Annotated in this window: 23 protein-coding genes; all 23 read right to left on the reverse strand. The window is 40.2% G+C overall.

What is annotated here, in order from left to right; genetic code table 11:
• Positions 1-24 precede the first annotated feature (24 nt).
• Positions 25-1,347 (reverse strand): alpha-L-fucosidase, encoded by a 1,323-nt coding sequence (locus ACO1QW_RS03095; protein ID WP_486255583.1) that lies wholly within the window; start codon positions 1,345-1,347, stop codon positions 25-27.
• 30 nt (positions 1,348-1,377) lie between these two features.
• On the reverse strand, positions 1,378-3,378 hold the full coding sequence (locus ACO1QW_RS03100; protein ID WP_486255585.1) for a glycoside hydrolase family 2 protein: 2,001 nt from the start codon (positions 3,376-3,378) through the stop codon (positions 1,378-1,380).
• A gap of 148 nt (positions 3,379-3,526) precedes the next feature.
• Positions 3,527-4,981 carry an alpha-L-fucosidase gene (locus tag ACO1QW_RS03105; protein WP_486255587.1) on the reverse strand — a complete coding sequence of 485 codons (1,455 nt, stop codon included), beginning with the start codon at positions 4,979-4,981 and terminating at the stop codon, positions 3,527-3,529.
• Positions 4,982-5,100: 119 nt separating this feature from the next.
• Positions 5,101-7,014, reverse strand: a complete 1,914-nt coding sequence (locus tag ACO1QW_RS03110; protein ID WP_486255589.1) for a SusD/RagB family nutrient-binding outer membrane lipoprotein — start codon at positions 7,012-7,014, stop codon at positions 5,101-5,103.
• An 18-nt stretch (positions 7,015-7,032) separates the two neighbouring features.
• A complete protein-coding gene (locus ACO1QW_RS03115; protein ID WP_486255592.1) occupies positions 7,033-10,152 on the reverse strand; it encodes a SusC/RagA family TonB-linked outer membrane protein in 3,120 nt (1,039 codons plus the stop codon).
• A 69-nt stretch (positions 10,153-10,221) separates the two neighbouring features.
• Positions 10,222-11,442 (reverse strand): ROK family protein, encoded by a 1,221-nt coding sequence (locus ACO1QW_RS03120; protein WP_486255594.1) that lies wholly within the window; start codon positions 11,440-11,442, stop codon positions 10,222-10,224.
• 207 nt (positions 11,443-11,649) lie between these two features.
• Positions 11,650-12,528, reverse strand: a complete 879-nt coding sequence (locus tag ACO1QW_RS03125) for a DMT family transporter (protein WP_486255596.1) — start codon at positions 12,526-12,528, stop codon at positions 11,650-11,652.
• Between the two features lie 489 nt (positions 12,529-13,017).
• A complete protein-coding gene (gene moaCB, locus ACO1QW_RS03130) occupies positions 13,018-13,929 on the reverse strand; it encodes a bifunctional molybdenum cofactor biosynthesis protein MoaC/MoaB (protein ID WP_486255598.1) in 912 nt (303 codons plus the stop codon).
• Positions 13,930-13,932: 3 nt separating this feature from the next.
• Entirely contained in the window at positions 13,933-14,373 is a 441-nt protein-coding gene (locus ACO1QW_RS03135) for a molybdenum cofactor biosynthesis protein MoaE (protein ID WP_486255600.1), read from the reverse strand.
• Positions 14,373-15,497, reverse strand: coding sequence for a molybdopterin-synthase adenylyltransferase MoeB (gene moeB / locus ACO1QW_RS03140; protein ID WP_486255601.1), 1,125 nt, complete (start codon positions 15,495-15,497; stop codon positions 14,373-14,375). The genes ACO1QW_RS03135 and moeB overlap by 1 nt, the downstream gene beginning before the upstream one ends.
• Before the next feature lie 2 nt (positions 15,498-15,499).
• A complete protein-coding gene (locus ACO1QW_RS03145; protein ID WP_486255603.1) occupies positions 15,500-15,727 on the reverse strand; it encodes a MoaD/ThiS family protein in 228 nt (75 codons plus the stop codon).
• A 26-nt stretch (positions 15,728-15,753) separates the two neighbouring features.
• Positions 15,754-16,491, reverse strand: coding sequence for a sulfite exporter TauE/SafE family protein (locus ACO1QW_RS03150; protein ID WP_486255604.1), 738 nt, complete (start codon positions 16,489-16,491; stop codon positions 15,754-15,756).
• 5 nt (positions 16,492-16,496) lie between these two features.
• A complete protein-coding gene (locus ACO1QW_RS03155) occupies positions 16,497-17,675 on the reverse strand; it encodes a molybdopterin molybdotransferase MoeA (RefSeq protein WP_486255605.1) in 1,179 nt (392 codons plus the stop codon).
• Positions 17,676-17,727: 52 nt separating this feature from the next.
• Positions 17,728-18,339: a nucleotidyltransferase family protein gene (locus tag ACO1QW_RS03160; RefSeq protein ID WP_486255606.1), complete on the reverse strand. Its 612-nt coding sequence runs from the start codon at positions 18,337-18,339 to the stop codon at positions 17,728-17,730.
• Positions 18,329-19,486 (reverse strand): XdhC family protein, encoded by a 1,158-nt coding sequence (locus ACO1QW_RS03165; protein ID WP_486255608.1) that lies wholly within the window; start codon positions 19,484-19,486, stop codon positions 18,329-18,331. Before ACO1QW_RS03165 ends, ACO1QW_RS03160 begins: the two co-directional genes overlap by 11 nt.
• 17 nt (positions 19,487-19,503) lie before the next feature.
• Complete coding sequence (locus ACO1QW_RS03170) at positions 19,504-20,136, reverse strand: hypothetical protein (protein ID WP_486255609.1); 633 nt, start codon at positions 20,134-20,136, stop codon at positions 19,504-19,506.
• A 27-nt stretch (positions 20,137-20,163) separates the two neighbouring features.
• The gene (locus tag ACO1QW_RS03175; RefSeq protein ID WP_486255611.1) at positions 20,164-20,628 is read right to left on the reverse strand and encodes a (2Fe-2S)-binding protein; all 465 of its coding nucleotides are present in this window, start codon (positions 20,626-20,628) and stop codon (positions 20,164-20,166) included.
• 33 nt (positions 20,629-20,661) lie between these two features.
• A complete protein-coding gene (locus tag ACO1QW_RS03180) occupies positions 20,662-22,923 on the reverse strand; it encodes a xanthine dehydrogenase family protein molybdopterin-binding subunit (protein WP_486255613.1) in 2,262 nt (753 codons plus the stop codon).
• 424 nt (positions 22,924-23,347) lie between these two features.
• Positions 23,348-23,518 (reverse strand): hypothetical protein, encoded by a 171-nt coding sequence (locus ACO1QW_RS03185; RefSeq protein WP_486255614.1) that lies wholly within the window; start codon positions 23,516-23,518, stop codon positions 23,348-23,350.
• A gap of 115 nt (positions 23,519-23,633) precedes the next feature.
• Positions 23,634-24,119: a cupin domain-containing protein gene (locus ACO1QW_RS03190; protein ID WP_486255616.1), complete on the reverse strand. Its 486-nt coding sequence runs from the start codon at positions 24,117-24,119 to the stop codon at positions 23,634-23,636.
• 10 nt (positions 24,120-24,129) lie between these two features.
• Complete coding sequence (locus ACO1QW_RS03195; protein WP_486255617.1) at positions 24,130-25,191, reverse strand: alpha/beta hydrolase; 1,062 nt, start codon at positions 25,189-25,191, stop codon at positions 24,130-24,132.
• Between the two features lie 25 nt (positions 25,192-25,216).
• Positions 25,217-25,939: a carboxymuconolactone decarboxylase family protein gene (locus ACO1QW_RS03200; RefSeq protein WP_486255619.1), complete on the reverse strand. Its 723-nt coding sequence runs from the start codon at positions 25,937-25,939 to the stop codon at positions 25,217-25,219.
• Between the two features lie 27 nt (positions 25,940-25,966).
• On the reverse strand, positions 25,967-26,446 hold the full coding sequence (locus ACO1QW_RS03205; protein WP_486255621.1) for a nuclear transport factor 2 family protein: 480 nt from the start codon (positions 26,444-26,446) through the stop codon (positions 25,967-25,969).
• Positions 26,447-26,508: the final 62 nt, after the last annotated feature.

The following is a 26,508-nucleotide window of genomic DNA, read 5'->3' on the forward strand; positions in this document are numbered from 1 at the left end:
CTGACAGGGTTTCATTCACGATTCTTAATTAAAACCTCCCTGTCCACGATAAAGCTTCACCGGCTTATCGAGTTTTACTTTTACAACAGTGATGTACTTGTCCAATGCATTTTGCGGAACATTTACATATACAAGACCGGGCACATGGCTCCATGAAATTTTGCCAACGATCTTGTGTGTGAGTTTTGTATTACTGCCCAGCACAGCGATGTCCTGAATTTTATTATCCAGTCCTTTGATCATGATATTACCACCCGAACTTCCGTGCAGGAATAAATACAACGTTGAGGAATCTTTCGATAATGTTGTTGGACCATAAAAATGTCCCATCGGAATACCACCAATGGTATTGAAGATCGCTTCACCGTTACGTTTGTTCCATGCACCCAGTTCTTTCAACACATTCACCTGTTCAGCAGGGATGGTTCCATCTTCCATTGGTCCCATATCAAGCAACAGATTACCACCATTTGAAACTGCATCAACAAAAATGCTGATTACTTCATAAGGCGTTTTCCAGTTGTTATCATGATGAAAGCCCCAGTTATCATTGGTGGTCATGCACAATTCCCACCAGTTGAACTTGGGTCTTGTTACCGGAAAATTCTGTTCAGGTGTTTCGTAATCACCATAGCCTTGTAAGCGACCATTGATAATTGCATTGGCATTGCCTGCTAAAATCAAGTTTCTTACTTTTTGCGATTCCCATTCTTCTGCACTGCGTTCCCAATCACCATCAAACCACCAGAGATCGGGTTTGAACATGGTGTTGATCTCTTTGATCTGCCCTTGAAAAAAAGAACGGTAGCGATTCCAGCGATCATAATCATTGGCGATTTTGTAACGACTACTGTCGTTTAAAAAACCGGGATAATCAGGGTGGCTCCAGTCGAGCAATGAAAAATAAGCACCGCATTTGATGTTGCGTTTGCGCAGCTCTTCAAAGAACGGCTTGATCATATCTTTTTTTGCAGGTGTTGCCTGTACACTACTCAGCTTGTTCATTTTCGTATCGTACATCGCAACACCATCGTGATGCTTGGTGGTGATCACCGAATATCTTGCACCGCTTTCCTGTATGAGATCGGCCCATGCAGCAGGATCATAATTCTTCAACGTAAATCCCTTCAGCTGTTTCATATAATCGGCATAGCTGATCTTTTTGTTGTGAAAGCTCCAAGACTCGTCAATGCCGTTTACCGCATAAATACCTGCATGAATAAAAATACCCAGCTTGGCATCGGCAAACCACTGCATCTTCTCTTTAATAGCCACAGCATCTGTTTTTTGCTGAGCATGCGTTTTTACCGAAGCAAGCAATACAACCACAAGCAATAATTTCTTCATCACAATATATTTTAACTGACTAATTTTTCTTTATCGTTTTCCTAACACATCAAAAAGCGACTTGATTTTGATCGTTGGAATTTCTTTTGTTGAGAAATACCTGTTCTTCACATCTAGATATTTTTTTACACCTGCTTTCAAATCAAAATAATTATCGTCGATATCAAAAAAAAATTGCTGTTTGTACAGGTACACATATTTCGCATCCACATTGCTTAAAATGCTGAACAGGTTTTCCCCTTCATGCCTGATTGTAAACGAAGGTTTCTTTAACTTAAGATCTTTTGGATACACACTGTCTCTTACCGGTTTTACATCATCACGATACGCTTCTTTTACTGCATACCATGCAGCCTTTGGTTCACGACTGTAATCGGTAATGCTCCAGCTGGCAACCGGCCAGCAATCGTTCAACTGCCACAACAACGTACCCATGTTGTAAGGTTCTTTGCTGCGATGAATAGCAATTGCATTTCTAAAACTGTAGTACTGCAAACATTGTGTGAGATAAGTATAATCTTGTAATGAGAGTTGTTTCAATTTGGTTGAATCGATAAAATAACGATGCAGGTACGATTGAATTTTCAGAAAGCCATTACCGGCTTTCTGATGATGATTGATGACATCTGAAAACAGAAAACGATCCTGCGGCAACGTAAACTTTTCAATGCTGCTATAGTTGGGCATCGCCTGCATGCCGTATTCGCTTACGAATCGACCGGTCTTTTGCTCAAAAATTTCTACCGGCTCCAGTCCCCACCAAACACCCCAGTAATGGCTATCGCCTTCTGTAATACTTTTTGCACGGCCCCATCCATTTGTTGGTGATGTACTCACATACGGTCTTGTGCCATCAAACTCATTTACCCATGCCGCAATGCTATCACGAAACAAACGCACATAATCATTCCAAACTCTTGCAGAATCCTGTCCATGCAAACTGAATTGCTTTTGCCATCCCCACTGATGCCATGCTTCATCCACTTCATTATTTCCACACCACACCACAATTGATTTATGATGACGCAAACGCTTTATTTGATATTTGATTTCTTCTTTAACATTGTTGAAAAAAATTTCATCGCCGGGTACCATTGCGCCGGCAAACATAAAATCCTGCCAGATGTAAATCCCCAGTTCATCGCACAAATCGTAAAACACATCGTCTTCATAAATACCACCGCCCCATATACGCAGCATATTCATGTTGGCATCTTTTGCCAGCATTAAAATTTTACGATAGTCTTCTTTTGTTAAGCGTGAAGTAAACATATCGGAAGGAATATAATTCGCTCCTTTCATATATACCGGCTTGCCATCAATTTTAAAATAAAATGTTTTACCGTATTGATCAGGCTCCTGCACCAGTTCAACTTTATTGACTGCAGTAAACTGTTTTTCTGCAGCTCGTTCATTAAACGCTTCGAGGTATGCGTTTTTCCAGATACCACAGGTAATAAATGTCGGCCCCCAATCCCAACCGAAATGATATTGTGCTTTGCGGGCATAGGTTCTTGCATTGTCGGGCAATACAAATGGCAGCTTCGATTTTGCAATCGAATCAACTTTGTTTTTTGCAGATGCAAAACGGATCAATAACGTATTGTTGGGTTTGAGTAATTTTTTCACATCAGCTTTCCACTGGCGAAACATGTTATCAGCAGAAAAAAGAAGTTGGCCATTGAGATACACATCAGCATACGTATCCAATCCATCAAATACCAGTTCAATATTTTTCTTTTGTAAAACAGCAGCACTTGTTTGAAAGGATGTTTTGTATTCCCAATTTGTTTCGCCGATCCATTGAAGTTTCTTTTCATTGTCCCTGTAATAAGGATCGGGAATAAGTTTATTGTAGAGAAGATCTGTATGTATTGTGCCGGGAACTTTGGCAGCATACCATTTGTTTTTGTTCTGCTGGCTAAATTGCCAGTTTTGGTGCAGTAATATTTTTTGAGCAGTAGATTGTGATAATGCTGTTCCGAAAACAAAAAAACCGAGTAGAAGCGAAAACAAAAATTTTCTGTTCATAAAAAATAATTGGCCAACGCATACAGGTTTTAAAAAAGAGGCCAGCCAGGAATGGCCGGCCGTATAGTTTTGTATGCTAAAACTACTGATTATGAGAATTGACTATTCCATAGGAATGAGTTCGATATACTGATTGCGTACAAGTAATTTATAACTGCACCTGCAATACCCACACATGATCTGTCACGGATTTTAACGAAGCCGGTAATGTTATATCCAATCCTTCGCTACCAGTTTTCCATTTCAACTTCTGGCTACTACCTATCAACTTAACAGTTGACTTCGTGTTGAGTGAAATATTCTTGATATGCACATTCCCTTGCGGATAGTTGAATAGGAAAACATTCAATATTTTTCCATCTTTGCTTTGTGTGAAACGAATATTATCTCCCTCGCCAAACATTTTGTACATACGTGTACCGTAAATGGCATTACCATTCAACTTCATCCACACTCCTATTTCTTTTAAGCGGTCGTAAGCAACAGGATCAAATTCGCCTTCGGGACTTGGCCCAATGTTCAATAAATAATTTCCTCCTTTGCTTACAATATCAACCAGCTTTTCAATTATTTCATTTGTTGGTTTGTATTGGTCATTTGGAACATAGCTCCAGCTGTTCGCCATCGTCATACATGTTTCCCATGGATAAGGCAATCCGTTTTCAGGAATATGTTGTTCAGGCGTTAAATAATTTTGTTGTTCTCCCGGCACAGCCCTGTCTACCACAATAAGTTTTGGTTGTTTTGCACGCACTTTCTTTACAAGCTCAGGCATATTAATATCCTGGCTTTGCGGATTGCGAGCCCATCTGCTGCCTTCGTACACTTCAAACATTTCTGTTTTTACTTCTTCATCTGTTTTCTTTCTCACCCAACCACCATCAAGCCAAAGAATATCTACTTTGCCATAATCACTTACCAGTTCGTTAATCTGATTATGTGTAAAATCTGTAAATTTTTCCCATTGCTCAGGATATTTCTGAACGGAATAACTTGGGTTACGGTCGCTCTGTGGAAATTGCTTCCACCAATAATAATCTGTATGCCAATCAGGCTTTGAGAAATAAGCGCCGATCCACATATGCTCTTTACGAAATGCGTTGAACACTTCCTTTGTAATATTACTTCTTGGATTACTCGAAAACGGCGTTGCTTTATCCGTGATCTTGTAATCAGTAAACTTCGAATCGAACATTGTAAACCCATCATGATGTTTTGTTGTAAACACCATGTACTTCATGCCCGCATCTTTCGCAGCCGCAGCCCATTTTTCAGGATTGAATTTTACTGGATTAAATGTTGTTTGCAGTTTTTCATACGCTTTTACATAGTCAAAGTAATTATCTGCAACACCTTTTTTTCTTGCACCAGTAGCCCATCCCAAATCTTCAGGACAAATACTCCAGCTCTCCACAATACCCCACTGACTGTAAGTTCCCCAATGCATGAGCAATCCAAACTTCAGATCTCTCCATTCTTCCAACCTGCGTTGAATGGCAGTGTCAGGATCGGGATAATATTCTTTGTGTTGAGCATACCCTATTTGTGCAGAAGCACCAATCAAAAGCCACAATACATAATATGTAACCCGGATTCGTTGCATGCTTTTTATTTATAGATTTTTAAAAGGAAGACCAACCATTCAGCTGGTCTTCCTTTTGGCGATGACCTATAGTAATTCCTTAAAAAATTTACATCTTACCTATAGATTCAAGCTATGTTTTATTTTTTTGCCCACCAAAGTGATGTAAACAAATTATCTGCACCACCCAGCGCAGCAACAGCCTGTGTATAACCTTTAGCATTGCTGTTCTTCAAACCAGAAGGATATTTCAATCGTTGAGGGAAGAAGTTTGCTGCATTGGTCATATAAGTAGCTGAAGTTAATGCAGGGTTGTTAGGCAATGATCCACTTTCAACACATGGATTTTCCAGGAAAGGAAGTCCAAGCCTTCTGTGATCGCTCCATGACTCTAGTGGCAACCATGGGTTTTGTGCAATGTATTTTTGTGTGATGATTTTATTCAACTGGTCATTCTTAACTGTACCATTTTTATACATGGTATTTACAGGATAAAGAATAGTTGCAGTACCAGGTGTGTTTGTATAACCATCTACATAGTTTGCGGTGTAACTCGCTGCAGGTTCCGCAGTGTGCGTCCAGCTTACTGATGTGCCGCATCTGTTGTAATCAGTTGATGCTTTATACGCAGCGAAGTTTGAACTTACACCCCAGTATGCAAAACTTTCTTCAATACCTTTTTCGTATGCAGCTTGTCCGCTCATTGGAACACTCCATCCTTTTACTGCAGCCTCTGCAAGTAAAAAGTAAGTTTCCCATGAAGCAAAGAAAATGCGCTTGTTCTTACTGTTTCTAAATGGTTGTTTTAAACGAGGCATTGCACCAGCCCATGCTCTCACAGTATTTCTTCCACCCTTTGCACCCCAATCGCCACCATTGTAACCATTAAATGTATTGGTTGCATTTATATTCACGGCAACATTTGATGCACCACCGGCAGCTAATGTGCGGTTAGTTATACTTGCGTCAGTAGCATATGAAGGATAGAAACAAAATCCAGGATCAGTAAAATCACCGGGAATTGCAAAAGCTTTGTATGCTCTTGGGTCAATTGTGTTTGGTAATCCATCCATCCAATAAGGAGCAACGGGATTGTTGGTTGTTGTTGGAAAATGATCCACCAAACGTAACCCAACATAATTGGCTGGTTTAATTGAAGGAAGATAAGAAGCCGCCAGCTGAGCTGATGATTGAATACCGCCTAAACCCGTATAAAGATTATTCAAAGAAGCAGAAAGGATCTGTGCATTCCACTCACGACTCATTACACCTGTTAACGGATCCCAACCCTCTTTTTCCTGCACCTGGAAGAAATCTGCAGCAGATGCGATAAAGTCGCTACCTGTTGCTGCGGCTTCAAATTCTGCTTTTGCTTTGGCCACATCCACTTCGCTCAACCGCATAGCCAAACGCATGCGCATTGAGTTAGCATACTTTTTCCATTTTGCATAACTGTAACCATAAGCAGGATCGCCGTTTGCATCTGACGGTTTTGCAGTAACACTTGTTTCTAATTTTGCGGATGCATCTTTCAACTCATCCAGCAAGAAATAGTAAACCGATTTTACATCAGAGAAAGTTGGGTTTGTACCCTGGAAACCGTTGATTGGAATAGGACCGAAGTTATCAGACATTTCACTCATCAAATAAGCTCTCCAGATGCGTGACATCTGCAACAGGTTATTTGTATAAGGTTTGATGTTGCCGGCTGCAATTTTTTCATTTGCCACCTGGATGGCTGCATTTGCATTATTTAACCATTCAGAAATGTAACGGTAATAATCGCTTGACCATCCATCATCGTCACTACCTATAGCAATGGTACTACCCAATTGTTGATGAGATGCGTTGCGCCAGTAGAGTACAAATACACGCTCTGCAATATGCGGATCCATTTGTGCACCTACGATTGAGTTGGTAAGCAAGTATTCTACCTGCACCTGCTCAGATGTAGCTGCAGTAGGACTTACTGTAAGGCTATCGAATTTTTTACAGGAAGGGATGGTTGCAGCCATCGCCAGCATCATTCCTGTTGTGATAAATATTTTTTTCATATTAATCGTTTGATCGAATTAGAAATTGAGTGTGAGGTTAAACAAGATTGTTCTTGATGTGGGTGGACTTGCATTTTCAAAACCTAATGCATTTGTACCTGTTGCAAAAACTGATTCAGGATCTAATCCTTTCATATGACTTGAAATGAGCCATACGTTGTTGCATGAAACACCCACAGTTGCTTTTTGAATACGAGCTTTCGACAAGAATGATTTTGGCAATTGATAAGAGAGTTGCACATTTCTTAAACGAACGTTGCTTGCATCGTAAATGTTAGCTTCAATAATTCCAAGATTACCTGTGGTTGAAACAGCTGTCCAATAGTTCTGCGGAGTTACAGAAATGGTATTTGCTTTGTAACCAGCACCATCAGGTACTACACCTTGAACTACAAAATTTTCTCTTGCACCATTTACAACAGTTTCAGCTGCACTACCGTTTGCCTGCATAGCCGCTAAGGTTGAAGAGAACATTTTACCGCCAAAACGTGCATCAACAAGGAACGAAAGCGTAATGCCTTTGTAACCGAATGTGTTGGTAACACCTAATAAACCAAAAGCCTGTTGATTACCGAGGAACACATTTGATTCTCCAAGCTGTGGTAAACCTGTTGTACCATTAAGGATAAGCTGACCATAGTAAGGACTCTTATCATCTGTTACACGCTTAAACGTTGTACCATAGATAGCCCCGTATTTTTCACCTGCAGTTGCGGTAATGGACATGTTATCAAAGCCACCCAACTGATATTTTGTTACTCCTGAATCTTTCAGAATATCGATAATAGAGTTATCGTTGTGAGAAAAGTTTGCTGAAACATTCCAAATGAAATCTGATTTGTTGATCACACGTGCATCAACCATGATCTCGTAACCTTTGTTCTGAATGTTACCGGCATTGATCTTCTTAAAATTATATCCACTTGTTGCATCAAGCGGCAAATTGATCAACTGGTTTGTTGCATTGTTTTTATACAAAGAGAAATCAACTGTTACACGGCTACCGAGGAATTTCAATTCAGCACCAATTTCTTTTGATTTAATGAGCTCATTCACTACGTTCTCGTCAAACAATATATTGTTACGACCTGCAGTAGTAGCATTATTCGGATCACGACCGATCCAATAAGAATTGTAGAGTTGATAAGGATCCATATCATTACCTACTGAAGCATATGATCCCCTGATCTTTGCGTAGTTAAACCATGATGGCATATTTACATTCTTTCTCTCAAGCAGCTCAGAAACCACAACTGCAGCACTTACTGAGGGATAGAAATATGAACGGTTCGCTTTTATTAGTGCAGAAGACCAGTCGTTACGGAAAGTCGCATCAAGGTAGAGATATTCATCCCAGTTAACACCTGCCGTTCCAAACACAGAGTTGATACGTTTTTCGCTTATCCATTCTGAAATTGAAGGATTACCAACCGCATTGCCTAAGGAGAACAGGTTTGGTACAACAAGATTTGCAGAACCATCAATACCTGAACCTTTACGGAGCATAAGATTACCACCAATCATGGCATTTGCACTAAGCTTCGAAATCAAATTATCTTTCTTAGCTGTTAACATACCGCTGTAGTTTGCTTCAGAAAAAACCGATTTCCCTGTACCATAACGGCCATTGGTTGCAATAGGACTACCAGCTCTTACTTTTGTAATGTAATTATTGGTGTACATATCAACCCCTGTTTTTACTTCAGCACTTAACCATTTTGCGATATCGTATTTTAATGAACCAGTAAGGATAAAACGGTCACGGCTATCCTGGTTCAAGGCATTCTTACTTCTCCAATAGGGATTTACAGTTGAACCTGCATTATTCCACCAAATCATATTATCGTATTGATCGGTGCCGGCTTTAAACTGAGTAATGTCAAGCGAAATGGGGAAAGTATACAACAATCTTGCAACGTTGTTTGTGTTGTTACCAGCCAATGGTCGGTTTTGAGCCATTGTGTTGGAGTATTGCACTTTCATATCAGCTGTCCACTTATCGCCTCTGCCAAATTTTGCTACACTACGGGTAGTAAAGTTATGACGCAGCAGTTTTGCACCAGGTATCATGCTCTTATCTTCATAACGGTTGAAAGAGCTGTATATCGAAATATTGTTGAACTGTTGCTGGAAAGTGAGGTTATAGTTTTGGTTGAAACCTTTATCGTAGAAATTATTAACGTTGTTTTGATAAGCAAGACTTTCAGGTTTGCCATTCCAGTTCGTTACCTGTTGACCAGTGATCTTTGGTCCCCAGTTTGCACCTGTCGTTGCATCGAAAGTTCCGTTATTTCCCTGTCCAAACACACTCTGCATTTCTGGATTTGTGAATACACTTTCAAAACCCAGCGTTGTTGAGAACGACATTCCAAGACCAGCTTGTTTCTTACCTGTTTTGGTTGTAACAAGAATAGCACCGTTACCTGCACGTGAACCGTACAACGCAGCGGCTGTTTGTCCTTTCAATACAGTGATCGATTCAATATCGCTGGGGTTTAAATCCGCCAAACCATTACCATAATCCAACGAAGGATTCCAGTAATCGGTATTGCTGCCACCGGTGAAATTATCAACAGGTACACCATCAACCACAATCAATGGTTGGTTTGACCCTGTAAGAGAATTACTACCACGCAGGATAATCTTTGATGAACCGGCGGGACCATTACTTGAACGCACAACCTGTAAACCTGCAACCACACCAGTGAGTGTATTAGCAAGATTTGGTTCACGTGCATCAACAAGCGTGCTGCCTTTCACTTCCTGCACTGCATAACCCAGCGACTTTTTCTGACGTTTGATGCCAAGAGCTGTTACCACTACACCCTGCAATTCTTTCGATGCAGATTGCAGCTCAACACTTATGCTAGTTGAAGTGGCTTTTACTTCCAGATCACTAAAGCCAACTGAAGAGATGACGAGCGTTGCAGAAGATGCAACATTAATCGAGAACACACCTTTTAAATCTGTTGTAACAGAATTGGAGGTTCCTTTTTCAGTAACAGTTGCGGCTGGAACAGGATTACCTTCTACATCCCGAACCGTACCCGTAACCGATCTTTTTTCCTGTGCATTTACCTCGATAAAGCACATCGCTGCTACAGCATACAGCAGCAATCGTTTTAGCAACATTTTCATTGCAGTTTGTTTATTGGGTTTAAAAAATAAAAAAGACAAAGGGATAATGGATGTTTAAACAAGGTGTATTTATAGTTTTATTTCACTACCTGTACTTTTGGTTTTACGTTTGTCAACAGCATCAAAATGATCCATGACCAACGAAGCAGCACCAATCAGTTCAGCCTGGAATCCCAATGATGAAATTTCCAATTGTGTATTCTCTGCAATTTTCGGAATACAATGTTCATTGATCGCTTGCTGTATGGGCGCCAACCATACTTTTCCTCCCACAGAACCACGACCACTTAATATGATCAGTTCTGGATTAAGCAAATGAATAAGAATTGCGATACCACGACCGATGTTATAGCCGGCTTCCGACAGTAATTCAATGGCATATTTATCGCCTTTTACAGCAGCATCCATAATTTCTTTTGATGAATCTTCTGCATGTTCAAGCTTCAGGTTTTTTAGCCTTGACACTTTTCCGTCCTGTAAACCTTTAATGGCTTTTTCAGTAACAATAAATAATGATGATTCTGTTTCAAGACATCCGCTTTTACCGCACGAACACATTTTATTATTGGTAAAAAGAGGAATATGACTGAACTCGCCAGCAAAACCATTGTTGCCACGAAAGAGTTCTCCCTTCATGATCATACCCAAGCCAATACCCCAGCCCACATTTATCACCATCACATTTTGTTTGCTACGGGCTGCGCCAAATTTTAATTCGGCTAATGCTATTAAACTGGAATCATTATCAATAAATACGGGTACACCCACCGCAGCTTCAACTAAGCTCACAATGCTGCTGTTACCATCGGTTTTTAGAAACGAATGATTGATGCCCTTGGTAACATCAACAAAACCGGGCATACCAATGCCAATACCTGCAATGGATTCTTTAGAAATACCGGAAGCAAGAATATAACTGTTGATGTGTTGGGTAAGTTCGGTTAATGCCTTTGGGTTATTGCTTAACGGAAGTTCGATGCGCAGTGGCTCCAACACATACTTATTCTGCATATCGAGAATTGCAATGCGTGTAACCAACTGATCCATGGCTACCGAAACAATATAAAGCATATCGGCTTTAAGCGAATACACCAACGGCCGACGGCCACCTGTGGAGCTGGCATAACCAGATTCAACTACGGCTCCATCTTCAATTAACTCGTTCAATACCCTCGTTGTTAGGGGAAGACTTTTATCTGTTAACAGACTCAGATCAGCGCAGGAAAGCTCTTTCTCAAAGTAGAGATGCTTCTGGATCTGTCTTTTGTAACGGTTATTTTTAAGCAGCATTTGGGGGCAATCGCTTTAAACAGCAGAACTAAAGTAGGGAAACTTTTGAAACTTCTTAAAAAAATTATAGAAGTTTTTATTTTTTTCTGTGAAGAGTGGGGTGATCGTGTAAATTTTAGACTCTTTTGCTTCATCAGGAAATACCAAACAACCTTGCCGGATTGAAAAGGAAGTTGAGGGTTCAGTAATAATTTGGGGGACCCTTTACTAATTTTTTACAGCTGCGCCTTTCTTCTGCACCAGGTAAAGTCCGATTGTTACCAGTAATACGCCGGCAGCTGTGAACAGGGTGATGGGTTCTTTTAAACTGATGGCCGCAATAATAAACCCGAAAACGGGACAAAGAAACAACCAGTAGGAAGCGGTAACTGCATTACGTTTCAACAACCATAGCCATAATTGAACAGCTCCAATTGATACAGGAACAGCCAGCCATAAAACACCACCTAAATAATGAAAATCGAAATGGTTGAGCTCGCTTTTATAAGTGAATGCCAATACCGGGAGAAGGAAGGCACCACCGATTAATGTTTGCCATCCGTTGATCGTAAGTATATGCAGATCGTTCCATTTTGTGCGGGCAAAATAAATGGCGCCTGCAGAATAAGCCAGCATACTCACCAACATGATGAGAATACCATTTACTGTTGCAAAACTGCTTTGTAACAAAGGCCATGCAGCTACAACAACTCCTGCACTACAAAGCAATAAACTAAGCCAATGTTTCACTCCCATTTTATGATCGAATAAGGAAGCAGAAAGAATGCTGATGAGCACGGGATTTACAGCTACCGCCATGCTCCCCAAACCTGCGGAAACTTCCTGCATTGCCACCACATATAATCCGAGGTAAAGACTGATGTTGAGCAAACCATATACTGCAAGAAAGATCCATTCTTTTTTTTGTGGTAAGCGTTTACGCCAGATGAAATGCGCAAGAAACAACATCACTATTCCCGCTATAAAAAAACGTGCTGTTGCTATTACAAATGGCTGAGCTGATTGTAAGGCAATTTTTGTAGCCGCTGCTGCCGATGACCATAATAACGCAAATCCAATACCTGCAGCAATATATTTTGAATTCATGAAGTAAAAGCGTGTGCCGTTGATTGCAGCATACCTGATGCAAACTTATTCTATAAATAGGTTTGTTGGAAAAGTTTCAATTTGGTTGTTTGCTGCAGGAGATGGACGACAAACAAAAAAGAAAAGGTCTATAAAAAGAAAAAGGTCATCTGTAGAAACAGTTGACCGTTAACGATTGCTTGCCATATAAAAAAAGAGTTCTAATAATTTGTCTGTAGAGCTTTCAAATCAGCTGCTGTTCTTCTTTTTGCTGCTTTTCTGCTGATTTGATGATGTAAAATTATCGGACCGGCGGTTAGCCATCAAATCAAGATGCGCATGTTTTTATGACGGCAAATAGGATTTTATTTTTCTGAAAGTCTTACCTGCAAAGGATTTGAGCGAAAAAAAGTTGTGACACCCAACGTCATTTTTTATTGGTTAAAATGACATTTATTCCGGCAAAAACAGGCATAAACGGGCTGTTGCGGGCAACGTAAAGCCTATTTCTTACTCATGACGCATGCCCTTTGCCACACGAAACAAATGCAACGCATAAGGAAACAATGCATCCATTGTTTCTGCTGCACCTTTGGTTGAGCCGGGTAAAGTAATGATAAGTGAGTTGTTAATGAAACCTGCTACACCTCTCGACAGCATTGCATACGGTGTGCGTTGCTGACCATAGTTGCGTGCTGCTTCCATCATACCGGGTATTTCCCGATCGAGTAATGGTTGAATAGCTTCCGGTGTAATATCTCTCGGCGAAAGACCTGTACCACCGGTGAAAAGAATTAAATTATATCCTTCTTCGCTGTATTGTTTGGCTTTGCTTTGAATCGCATCGAACTCATCGGGGATAATTTCATACACCGATGTTTTCAGTTGATGCTGTTGCAGTTTTTGCAGAATAGCTTTGCCGCTGCTATCTTCTTTTGTACCTGCTGCAACAGAATCGGAACAAACAATTACTGCTGTACGGATGCTGTCTTTCAGTTCATCTTTGAAATCTGTTTTACCACCTTTCTTGCTTTCCAGTTTGATAGAAGAAATCTCAACGCCTTTATCCAATGGCTTCAGCATATCGTACATCGTTAATGCGGTGATGGCTGCACCGTGCATGGCTTCCACTTCCACTCCTGTTTTATAAATGGTATGTACCTCAACAAAAATGCGGATGCTTAATCCATCTATTTCATGTTTAACGGATGCAAACTCAACAGGCAACGGATGACAATCAGGAATTACATCGCTTGTTTTTTTGATGGCGAGTAAACCTGCTGCACGTGAAAATTCAAACACATCGCCTTTAGGAACAGTTTTGTTTTGAATAGCAGCAATGGTTTCCTGTTTGGAAACTGTAAGAGTTGCTGATGCAATTGCTTCCCGCAAGGTTGTTGATTTATGTGTGATATCGACCATTGCTTATTGATTTACTTTCCATTGATGTGATTCGTCTTCAAATAATTCCTTTCCCCAAACCGGCAGTTCTGTTTTGATGCGTTCCACAACTTCATTGCAAGCGTCAATTGCGGGGCGACGATGTGCAGATGATGTAAACACAAACAAACAGATCTCTCCTGCTGCAACCTTACCTAAGCTATGATGCACATGCATGCAGGTGAGTTCATACTTCGCAAACGTTTCTTCTCGAATGATGTGCATTTTTTCTAAAGCCAGTTCTTCATACGTTGTGTATTCAATCGCTGCTACTTTCTTTTCATCTATTACGTCGGCTCTAACCTGTCCTAAGAAAATACTGTGACCTCCAATATTTGTTTTACTGCTATGTTTGGCAATACTGTCTGCAATAAATGCAGTAGAAATTGCACCTTGCGTAAATATATTTTTAGGCTTACGTTCCATTACATGGTTTGTTTTTGTTGCTGCATCCATTGCTGAATACCGCCTTTTAAACTATAGATCTTTTTCGAGTCGCCAAATAAATCTGTCAGCTGTTTGGCCGCTGCCGCACTTCGTTTGCCCGATAAACAAAAGACAACAATTGTATCTTCCGTTAACCAGCTTGCATGTTGTAGTAACTGGCTTAACGAAATCTGCATATGGCTGAATTCTGTTACAACAGGTTCTTCATCCTTCTCCCGCACATCAACAATTGCCGATTTTGCTTCTGCGATCATTTCATTAAATGCAGCGATATCAATTTCATTTACAGCAACTGAATTGTTGCACAACCATTCATAATCGGTTTGCTGCAGTGCTTCTATTGAAGATGGAATCAGTGATGCTGTTTCTAAAGCTTTGCTCAACTCCAGTTCATAGGTTTGATTGTTGAGTGTATTATACGTCAACAGTTTGTTTGATAGTAATAAACCAGTTCCTGTAATCAGCTTAATAGTTTCATTCGCCATCATGCTGCCGATGATACCGGGCAATACGCCCAACACACCTGCTTCTGCACAGTTTAAAACTTCTCCTTCTTTTGGAGGATGCGGAAACAGATCTCGGTAATTAGCTGAATGTTCATTTTTATGTTCAACATTGAATACTGCAACCTGTCCTTCGTATTGTGAAATAGCACCGTACACCAATGGCTTCTTCAGCAACACACAAGTATCATTCACCAGATAACGGGTAGCGAAATTATCAGAGCCATCAACAATTACATCAAAAGTTGCAAGAATAGCAGCAGCATTTTTGTTTGTTAACCGTTCGTTGTAAACTGTAAACTTCACTTGCGGATTCAATTGCTTCAATACTTCCACTGCACAAACTGCTTTCGACTTCCCAACCATCTGCACATTGTACAAAACCTGCCGATGCAGATTTGAAAGAGCAACAACATCATCATCCACTATGCCAATGCTGCCAACACCTGCTGCAACAAGATACTGCAGCACAGGGCAACCCAATCCACCTGCACCAATCACCAATACAGAAGCCGACAACAGTTTCTGTTGTGCTTCTGCACCAAATCCTTTCAGGATCAGCTGGCGTTGGTAACGTTCATATATGCGGTCGCTGTTCATGTTTATCCTCCAGAAAATGGCGGCAGTAAAGCCACGGTGCAATGATCGTTGAGTGTTGTATTTCCGGTGATCGTTTTCTTATCAACAGCTACAATAAACTTTTCGGAAGCAAGCAAAGGATATTGTAAACGCAATTGCTCCAACAATGCATCGGTTGAAGCAATAAGCGGCAGTTCGGCTTTTGGGCCTGCTATTTCTGCCAGTTTTCCAAAAAATAAAACAGTGATCATTTACTGCAAATTTATTCCTTCCTTGTTTAAATACTTGTAACAATCAATTTTACTGCAGCCACCAATAAGACCGTTGCAAGCGTATATTTTAAAACAACCTGTTTCATTTTAACAGCGCCGAAATAAGCACCGGCTAAACCGCCGACAAAAGCAATGACGACATATAAGTACATGTCTGTTGTAAAATGGATGCCTTTCGTTAACTGTCCAGCTAATCCTGAAAGTGAATTAACAAAAATGAACAGGGCGCTGATGGCTGCTGTTTGTTTCATATCAGCCCATCTCAGCAATAATAAAACAGGCGATAAAATAATACCTCCGCCGATACCAATCAACCCTGACAAAAAACCGATGGTTACGCCGATTGCAATTACAAGCAGTAATGAATATTTCTTTTGTTCTTCGACCTGGATATTGCTGAAGAACAAAAAACGCATCACAGGCAACAACAATAACCAGCCAAGTATCTGTTTATAAATAGAAGCATCAATCGTAATTAGTCCACCAATAAAAGCAAATGGCACCGATGCCAATGCAAAAGGCAGAAATAATTTCATCCGGAAATAGCCACCACGATAAAACTGTATGAAGGATGTAAGCGATACAAATAAATTCAACAGTAACGCTGTGGGTTTCATTACATCGGGCGCAATGCTGAAGATAGCCATCAATGCCAAATAACCGCTGGCACCACCATGCCCGACGGATGCATATAAAAATGCAACCAGGAATAGTAGAATATAAAACAGATAAATAAAATCCATTGTACTTAAACAGGTAAAAGATGAATGGTTACAGGATCGTTTGCTTTGTACTCTTCCTTCTCTCCTTCCAGCACCAGTAAACAATTGGCTGTTGCAAATGAATTTAGTTTGTACGATTCCTGCGCTGTTAAGGGTAACACAGTTTGTCCGTCGTAGTATGCTTTCTGAAAATGTGTAAGTCCCGGTGGTTTGATGCAATCCTTTGCCAGCGTGGTTTGCACTGCTTTCAATTGCAACGGACGTTTTGTTTGATGAGCTAATGCTTCTGTAACATACTCATAAAAGCAAGTAAGTACGGATGATGGGTTACCAGGTAAACCAAATACAAGTTTATTTTCTTTTGTACCAAAGAACAATGGTTTACCGGGACGTTGTTTTATTTTATGAAACTGTTTCGTTACTCCACATCTTTCTGCAGCCTGCAATACAAAATCATAATCACCCACACTTACGCCACCAGTAAGTAATACAAGATCACTTTCATGCAATGCCTGTTGCAGGATTGCAGTTAATACTTCTATATCATCTGCTGCTTTATACATGCGATGAACAGGAATATGCAGCGATTCCAATGCTGCTGTTAAACCAAACGAATTGGATTCGTACACTTGTCCGTACGACAATGGTTTGCCCGGTTCCTGTAATTCGTTGCCGGTAAGAATGATGCTGATGACAGGATCAGGAATTATTTCAACTTCGGTGATGCCGATGCCTGCTAAAAAACCAATGGCAGCTGCAGTAAGCAAACTTCCTTTTGGCAAAGCGAGTTCACCTGCTTTTATTTCTGAGCCTACCGGACGAACATTACTGTTGCGTTGCAGTTTATCATCTTCAATGATCAATACGCCGTTTTCTGTTTTTACTTTTTCCTGCATCACAACTGTATCTGCACCTTCGGGAACAGGTGCGCCAGTGAAAATGCGGATAGCCTTTCCTTCTGCAACTTCAACCGATGAAGAACTGCCTGCGGCCATCTCTCCTGCAATCACTAATTCTTTTTGCAGATCATCAAATGCAAATGCATAGCCATCCATCGCTGATTGTGGAAACGCAGGAATATCAACTGTTGCAAACACATCTGTAGCCAACACTTTCCCTCTTGCCTGTAATAACGGAAGCGCAACAGGTTTTAAGGCTGTTACGTTATTCGAAATAATATGTTTTGCTTCTGTTACAGTAATCATTGTTTGCTGAATTTTCCGTCAGACGAGGACGTCAGACGGAGCGTACTTTGAATTATCCGTTCGAAAGATTTTTATAATCTTCCACCGTATCAATATCAATCTCTCCTTTCGGAAAAGAAACAAAAGCAGCTTCGTTCATATACGTTCGAACCAGGCTCTTTGCTCCCACATCACCAGTTAACTCCATCAGTTCCGGAAAGAAAGGTTTGGTAAATAAAACAGGCGTTCCAAAAGTAGTTCCATATTTACTTGCAACAATGCTACTCCTTTCTTTTCTGTTCAATTCCATCAAATTATTTAATAACTCTGCTGTTACAAATGGCTGATCGGCCACCATAAAAATTACAGCGTCAGTTTGCGGTTGCATTTCAACCAACGTTTGTAAACCAAAATGAATTGTCGAAGCCATTCCTTCGTTCCAATTAGTATTTACAACCACATGTGCTGTTGTAAGATTGATTTCAGCTTTAATTAGATCTGCATTAGCACCTAAAATAACAATAACGGAGGAAGCGTCAGATGATTGAGCTGCTTCAATGGAGTGTTGCAATAATGTTGCACCTGAAAAACTTAATAATTGTTTGGGAGAACCTAATCGTGAAGATGCGCCTGCAGCGAGTATAATGACGCCTGTATTATTTGTATGCATTTGCTCATCTGCCATTGCTGCTTAATTTCTGTACTTCCAATTCATTGCGTGCATGAATACTAACTGAACGGTTTTTCAAAAACCCTCCTGTGCGTTCAGCAAACACCGCTTTTATTTCTGCCAGCACAGACAATGCAATTTCTTCGGCAGCTTCTGCACCAATGTCGAGTCCAATAGGGCCATGGATCATTGCACGTTGTTCGTCTGTAATAGTAATGCCTTCATCGCTTAACTCGGCAAACATTCGTTCTAACCTTTTCTTTGGCCCGAGTGTACCGATGTACCTGCAGTTGATTTGCAACAACAGTTTCATCATTGCCAAATCATACTTGTAATTGTGCGTCATCAACAAAAACACCGTCCATTCATCTATCACAAGTTGTTTGATGATCTCTTCGGGTTTTCCGGTAAGCAGTTGATGTACGTTAGGGAAACGTTGTGCATTCGCATGGGTTGATCGTCCGTCTGCAACTGTTATCTGCCAACCCAACACCTTCGTCATTTCAACTAAAGGAAATGCGTCATTACCTGCACCAACAATGATCAATGAAATGGATGGCCGCAGCAATTCAACAAAGGCAGTCAATTCAAACGCACTGTATTCTTTGATGAACGATGAACCTGCATTCAATACAGCAGATGCATCTTCATGCACAATTGCTTTTAATCCCGCCTCATCTAATTTGCTGTATGAAGTTTCTGCATCAAGAAAAAAACAAGTACCGGGTTGATGAGCATGAAAGTTGTTCAATGAAAACAAGGTGACCAAAACAGTTTCTCTTCTGTACAACTGCGAACGCTCCAGCAATGCAATTGGATTATTTGCATCCTGTGGATCAATCGGTTCAAATAATATATGAACAATACCATTGCAGCCTAACTGCACACCAAACTCAACATCTTCTTCATCCAATGTATTATACGTAACAAGTTTGTTTTGTTGTTGATGAATAGCCAGCAATGCTTTCCGTAATGCATCGCCTTCCAAACATCCTCCGCTGATAGCACCGGTCATTCGTCCATCTTCTTCCACCAGCATACGGGCACCAGGCCGCCTGTAAGAAGAACCCTCCACATACACAACAGTAGCAAGTGCGGTTTGTCGGCCTGCCTGCTCTGCTGTTTTAAATGCTTTTATTATATCAGTAATTTCTTTTGTCATTTATTTAAAAGACGGAATTATTTTTTGCCTGGAGCATAAGCACCTGTTTTGATCCAGGTGATCCATGCTTTTTTAAATTCTTCGTGGCTTAGCGGTGGTACAGTACGTCCTTCACCAGGGTCCCATCCCCATTTTACCAAACTATCATCAGCATGTTCAATTAACTGCTGCAATGTTTTGTTTCCATTTATTTTTGGATTCACTATTTGTTTTGCTAACTGGCTTGCTGTTCTTCCCTGGAAAACCATTTTCATGGTTGCAGGAGGTAAATGCCAGTTTGGATTTCCCGGAGGTTTGTTTAATCCTTCTAGATTTGTTGGTTGATGACAATTACCACATTTCATCGCATAAATACCTTTGCCATCTTTACCTCTTTGCGGTAGCATCGCATGTATGTGACTATCGTCTCCCTGTAATGGAACATCACCTGCGGGATGACAGTTCATACAACGGGGGCTCATCAAAACTTTATACACATCCATAAAAGCTTTTACAGATGTTGCACTATCCTTCTTGAAGAACTCATTCTTTGCTGGTTCATTTTTTAGTCTGAAACTAGTGACGATGATCACTAAAAGAATAATTCCTACAACACTTATCTTTTTTACAGGAAGAAAATAGCGTGTTTTAAACTCCATATGCTGCTTCATAAAAAATTAATTTAATCGTAACCGATCTTATTTCCCTTTCTGTTGAATATCTGCTGCCAATTGAATGGCACTGCGAATTCGCAGATAGGTTCCGCAGCGACAAATGTTACCAGACATTGCCGCATCAATATCTTTTTCAGTTGGATTTTTATTTTCTTTCAAAAGAACTGCTGCCGACATTATCTGTCCAGCCTGGCAATACCCACATTGAGAAACATCTAATTCAATCCACGCTTTTTGTAAAGGATGATCATTTTTCTCTGACAAGCCTTCGATGGTCACTACTTTTTGTCCAACTGCCCGGCTCACTTTTGTAACACATGAACGAACTGCTTCACCATTCAAATGAACAACACATGCACCACATTGTGCAACACCACAACCATACTTCGTTCCCACAAGACCAATGGTATCTCTAAGCACCCATAGCAAAGGTGTTTCAGGATCTACATCTACATTGTAGTTTTTCTTATTAATAGTTAATGTGATCATACTTGTAAGATAAATAATGATGAATAGTTTTAATTAAGCCTTGCTGTTTTTGTTCAATTGCGAAATATAGGGCTGATCATAAAACCGGTTACCTGTGCTTTTATACAATGCATTTGCTACTGCTCCAAATACAGGAGGAAAAGGTGGTTCGCCTAATCCGGTTGGATCAATATCATTCTGTACAAAATGAACGTCGATCTTTTTTGGCACTTCATGCATTCGTATAATTCTATACCGATGGAAATTATTTTGTTCCGTAACACCATCTTTATGCGTTAACCCTCCGTAAAGAGCATTTCCAATTCCATCAACAACAGCACCCTGGATCATATTGATTGCTGCATCCGGATTTACAACTATTCCACAATCCACTGCACTGAACACCCGTTCAACATAAGGTTGTCCATCTCTCTTTACGATATCCACCACATGTGCAACGTAAGAAGCGTGACAGAAATAAGCAGCAACACCACGACTGTACTTTTTATTTTCCGGCTTACCCCATCCTGATTTTTCTTTTACTAATTTTAAAACACTTGCATATCGATCGGCATCGTACTCATTGTTTTTACCAACAGGATTCTCTTTTGCACGCTTCAACATTTCTAACCGGAGATCAATTGGATCTTTGCCCATTGCTTCTGCTATTTCATCAAGGAAAGATTGTTCTGCAGCCGCATTAAAGTTTGATCGTGGTGCACGAAAGGCACCAATGGTGATATTGGAAGGTATCTCCCAACTCTCTGCTAAATAGTTATCAACTGCACCTGCAGGAAATCGGTTTGCATGAATTGCATGTTCGGGAATACCACCACCTTTTATATGAAATGCAATCAGGTTTTTATTTGCATCCAACGCAGCACGGTAAGTAGCTGTGTACATGGGGCGATAGATGCCGTACGTCATATCATCTTCCCTGCTGTAAACAAGTTTTACAGGAGCTTTTACTTTTTTAGAGATAAGCGCTGCTTCATAGATATAATGTCCATATGCCCTGAGACCAAAGCCTCCACCCATACGTGTCATCTGTATCTCGATCTTGTCGGCTGGCAGGTTCAACAATTTTGCAAGAGTAGGTTCACTCCAACCGGGTGCTTGCAAAGGTCCGGCCACTAAAGCTTTTTCATCAGTAACATGAGCGAAAAAATTCATTGGCTCCATACAGTTATGTGCTAAGAACGGTGCGTTGTAGGTGCGTTCTATAACTTGAGCTGCATTTTTAAAAGCTGTTTCTGGATCTCCGTCTTTTCTTAATAGTTGAGCAGGCTTCTTTGCATATTCTTTCATTTTTTCGAACTGCTTACTCGTAGTTTCAAGTTCGCCCGGAACAACAACTTCTCTTTTCCCACCCCTACCTGCCATCGTATTCTTCGTATCACCTGCCGGTTCCCATTGAACAATTAATTTCTTGCGGGCATTCATCACTTCCCATGTTGTATTACCAACAACCACTAACAGATCATTGAATGATCGGGTATCGAAACCACCTTGCTCAAAATCATCTGCATACAATTTCATACTAAACACATCTTTGATGCCAGGCATTTTCAACGATTGAGCTGCATCAAACGATTTTAGTTTCATCCCGAAAGCCGGTGGATGTTCAATCATTGCGATCAACATGCCATCCACTTTATAATCTATTCCAAAAAGAGGTTTGCCGGTTACAATTTTTGCACCCTCCACATTTTTCTTTGAGTTACGAACGATCTTGAAATCCTTTGGATCTTTTAGCTTCATTCCTTTGGGTATTGGAATACCCGATGCTTTTGATGCAAATTCGCCATAGGTTCCCGACTTGCCCGTTTTTTCATGATACAGCATTCCTGCTTTCGTTGTTATTTCTTCAGCAGGAACAGACCATGTTTCTGCAGCAGCGGTTATCAACATCTGGCGTGCAGCTGCACCTGCTTCACGCAATGGCTTCCAATACATGCGCACAGAATTACTTCCACCTGTAAACTGTGGACCCAGTTTTACATTGTCATGATACCCCATTTCTATCACAACCTTTTCCCAGTTTACATCCAGCTCTTCAGCTACGATCATGGGTAGAGAGGTCATCACATTCTGACCAAACTCCGGATTAGGATTCAGAATTTTTATGATATTATCGGGGGTAATTTTGATATAGCCGGTTATTTCATTCCATTGTTCAGGCAAGTCGGCGGGATTTATTTTATCATCGAGGCTGAATTCTGCCAATCCGCTAAAGCTTATCATCAATCCACCACCTGCAAGAAAGGATGATTTTAAAAATGTTCTTCTGTTATAATCGGTTTTGAACTTTCCCATTGTTGATGACTTTAAAATTTATAATTGCGTCGTCGTATCTTTTTTTGTTTAGCTGTGGTTTTAATTGCCTCTCTTAGCTGCAAGTGCTGCATGATAGCCTGAATACCGCAATATCCACACCAATCGAAAAAGTTTTATGCTTTATGTTCAAACTAATTACTGGCATAGCGAAATACGTTTATGAAAGTTAACTACTTTTTAAAGCAATAGGCTGTTCAATTACAACATGCAACCTGTTCTATGTTCGTTGTTGAAAATTGATTTGTTGAATGTGTAATCAGGGAATTCAGCCGAACTGTAAAACAAAGGCTGAAATGATCCAATAACACACACGCACTAAATTCTTTATTTTTTCTGTTTGATTAGTATACAGATTACTGATTTGCCTACCATTATTACTGATTAAGCATGAGTTGAAGTTCATTTAACCTAACTGTTCAGCAAATGGCAACTTGCGTAATCGTTTCCCCGTTGCTGCAAAGATTGCATGGGCAAGCGCTGGTGCCACAGGCGGCAATCCCGGTTCTCCTAAACCGGTAGGTGGTTCATCCGACTCAATAAATTGCACATCAATTTCCGATGGCGCATCTTTCATAAATAGAATACTTTCAGGGAAATTAGTTATTCTTCAAAACATGAAAGCATAAAACCATTTCAATTACATGAATGACTGATTTAGGAAGATTAACGGAAATTGATTGAAGGTTTTCTTACCTGTTATTACTGTGATACTCTTCGTTTGTTACGGCCTGCAGCCAAACTGTTTCACCTTTTTCTCTCCCGGTGATGGCAAGTTGAACAAAAGCACTGTCGGCACTTGCTCCGTGCCAATGTGGTACATCTGGCGGGCATTTTACCGCATCTCCTTTGCGAAGTATTTTTTTAGGTTGACCTTTTTCCTGGTAATAACCTACGCCATCAGTTACCAATAATATTTGTCCGGCCGGATGTAAATGCCATTTGCTCCTGGCACCCGGTTCGAAAGTAACATTACCCACTGCTATGGCATTAAGACTGTCGGCAGCAACAAGCATTTGTAAATAGGCATTGCCTGTAAAATTATCATTCGTAATTTTTTCCCCTTTCGGAAAAACAAGTGTGTTTTCGTTCTTTGAGTGATTCATTTCCTCTTTGTTCTTACATGCTGCGAAAGCGAATAATAATAGCGGCAGTATATAACTAAGATTAAGTTTCATGTTGCAGGCATTAAAGATTGGATTGATAAAAACTCAGCAATTTATTTACGGCTTGTGATACATACTCCGGCTTCCAATAGGTTTGTATATGAGTTGCTCCATCAATTAAAAACAATTCTTTGCTTTTTGCATTGGTTGCTTTTTTAAATGCTTCATCAGTCATATATTTTGTATCAGCTTTGCTGCCGGCTATCATTAATAAGGGTTGATCAATTAATTCCATATTCGTAATGGCATCCCAGGTCATCAAATCAAGCAGGCTACTCATCGTGTATAAAAAAGTAGAGTTTGTATGGGCATGCGTTCTGTAATAATACACAAACCCTTCACGATACAGATCAGTTGAGGTCTTCGCAATCTCTTCATCGGTAACACTTGCCACACCAGCATACATTATTTCACCACCTGCAGCTTCCTGCGCACGTGCGTCAGATGCTTTCTGTAAACGCTCCTGGATAGTACCTATCTGTGAATTCTGAAAACCATTACGTCTTACTTCGCCTGAATTGAACATGCTGAGTGTTGCTACTGCTTTAAACCGTTTATCTGATTGAGCTGCTTTTAACGTGTAACCACCACCTCCACAAATACCAAGAACACCTAAACGGTTTGCATCAACGCCTGCGTATTGCGAAATAAAATCAGCCATGCCATGAATATCTTCAATACGACTTGATGGTTTATCTGTATGACGGGGAGTACCGCCGCTTGCTCCCTGGCATGCAGCATCCGCAACAATCGTTATATAACCTGCTTCTGCCAAACGTTGACCATATAATCCCGCCGTCTGTTCTTTTATACCGCCATTAGGATGTGCTACCACTATTGCCGGGTATTTTTTTAACGAATCGTAATTGGCAGGCGTATAAATATTTGCAGCAATATCGATCCCGTTCAGTTTATAGGTAACAGGATGAATATTTACTTTTCCTTTTTCATTTTTTGTAATCGCAGCATCGTACACAAGTGTAAAAGGATTTTGCTGTTTCACTTGCTGAGTAGTCTGTGCTTTGATTTTAATTGTAGCTACCATTGACATTGTTACTAAAAATATAGATGCGATTTTTTTCATTGCTAAAAAATTTAAAACTCCACCATTACTTTTTCAACACTTCCTCCAACACTTTTCCTGCAGTATCCCCTTCTTTTTTACCGATGGTTACTGAAATGATGTTGACGAATTCATGTAAATGTTGAGGAGATAGCCCCACATTGAGAGAAATGGATAAATGCGATTTCAACATGGGTTCTGCATTTCCAATGGCACTGAGTACCGAAATGGTTACCAGCTCCCGTTGAGCATAGGTTAAAACATCCCGTTCGAAAATATCTGCAAACAAATGCTCTTTCAGAAAAGTATCAATTACCGGCGCAAAGGCAGAATAACCGCTAAGTGAATCAGGTTGTTTTGTGTTCGTAAGTTCTCCTAAAATCTTTTTGCCACGTTCGTATTTGCTGCTGTCATTAGCGATGGGTGAAGCATTGTTTCCTGTTTTATCAGTAATACCTTTTGTTTTTCGTTCTTTAAGCACTTCCATAAAAGTCTGCAAACCTCTTATGCTGCGTGGGAATCCACAGTATGCATATAGATGAACAATAACTTCTTTGATTTGATTTACAGTTAAACCAGCGTCTAATCCATCGTGCAAAGCTTTCTGTAATTGTACCAGGTTTCCTTTTGCGGTAAGAGATGAAATGATAACAATGCTCTGCTGCTTCTTATCCAGGTGTTCATTTGTATGCACCAATGGTTTAGCACTCACCTTTATAATAGATGAGGCAAACAATACCAGAACTATGAAAGAGTTAATTGTGCGCATACAAGTTTCTTTTGTGATCAATTACTTCTAATGCTTAATTTGATGAGTGTCTCTTACACTGCTAAACGTTAACGCTAATAGTTTCCAGCTTGCACTTTGTTTTTTATAAACTTCGGTAACTGTAAATTCAGTTACGGCATCTGCACCACGAACAACTGCCGTGAGTGTAATACGACTCCAGACTATGGCAACATCATCTACCATTTCAACTGCAACATCATGCACATCAGCTTTTTTATACCAGATGCTTCCTGTTTTAATGATCTCCAGTTCCTCGGCTTTTTTCCATGTGCCACTCATGTGCACAAATTTCGATTGATCATGAAAAAGTGAAGTCAGCTTATCTACATTCTTATCTGCCATCCACTGCCATTTCTCTTTTGACAGATTGAGTATTTCCTGCTGAGAGTTTGCATTACCCGCAGCAGAAGAACTGTTTTTTTGAGATGAACAACCCATCGTAAACGTGATGAGTAAAAAACAGATTAACGCAATTGATCCTTTCATACAGCTATTTTTTATTGATTCAATAATATATTTTCTACAGTTGACAGTTTTAAAATATTGAT

Source organism: Lacibacter sp. (genome assembly GCF_057361365.1).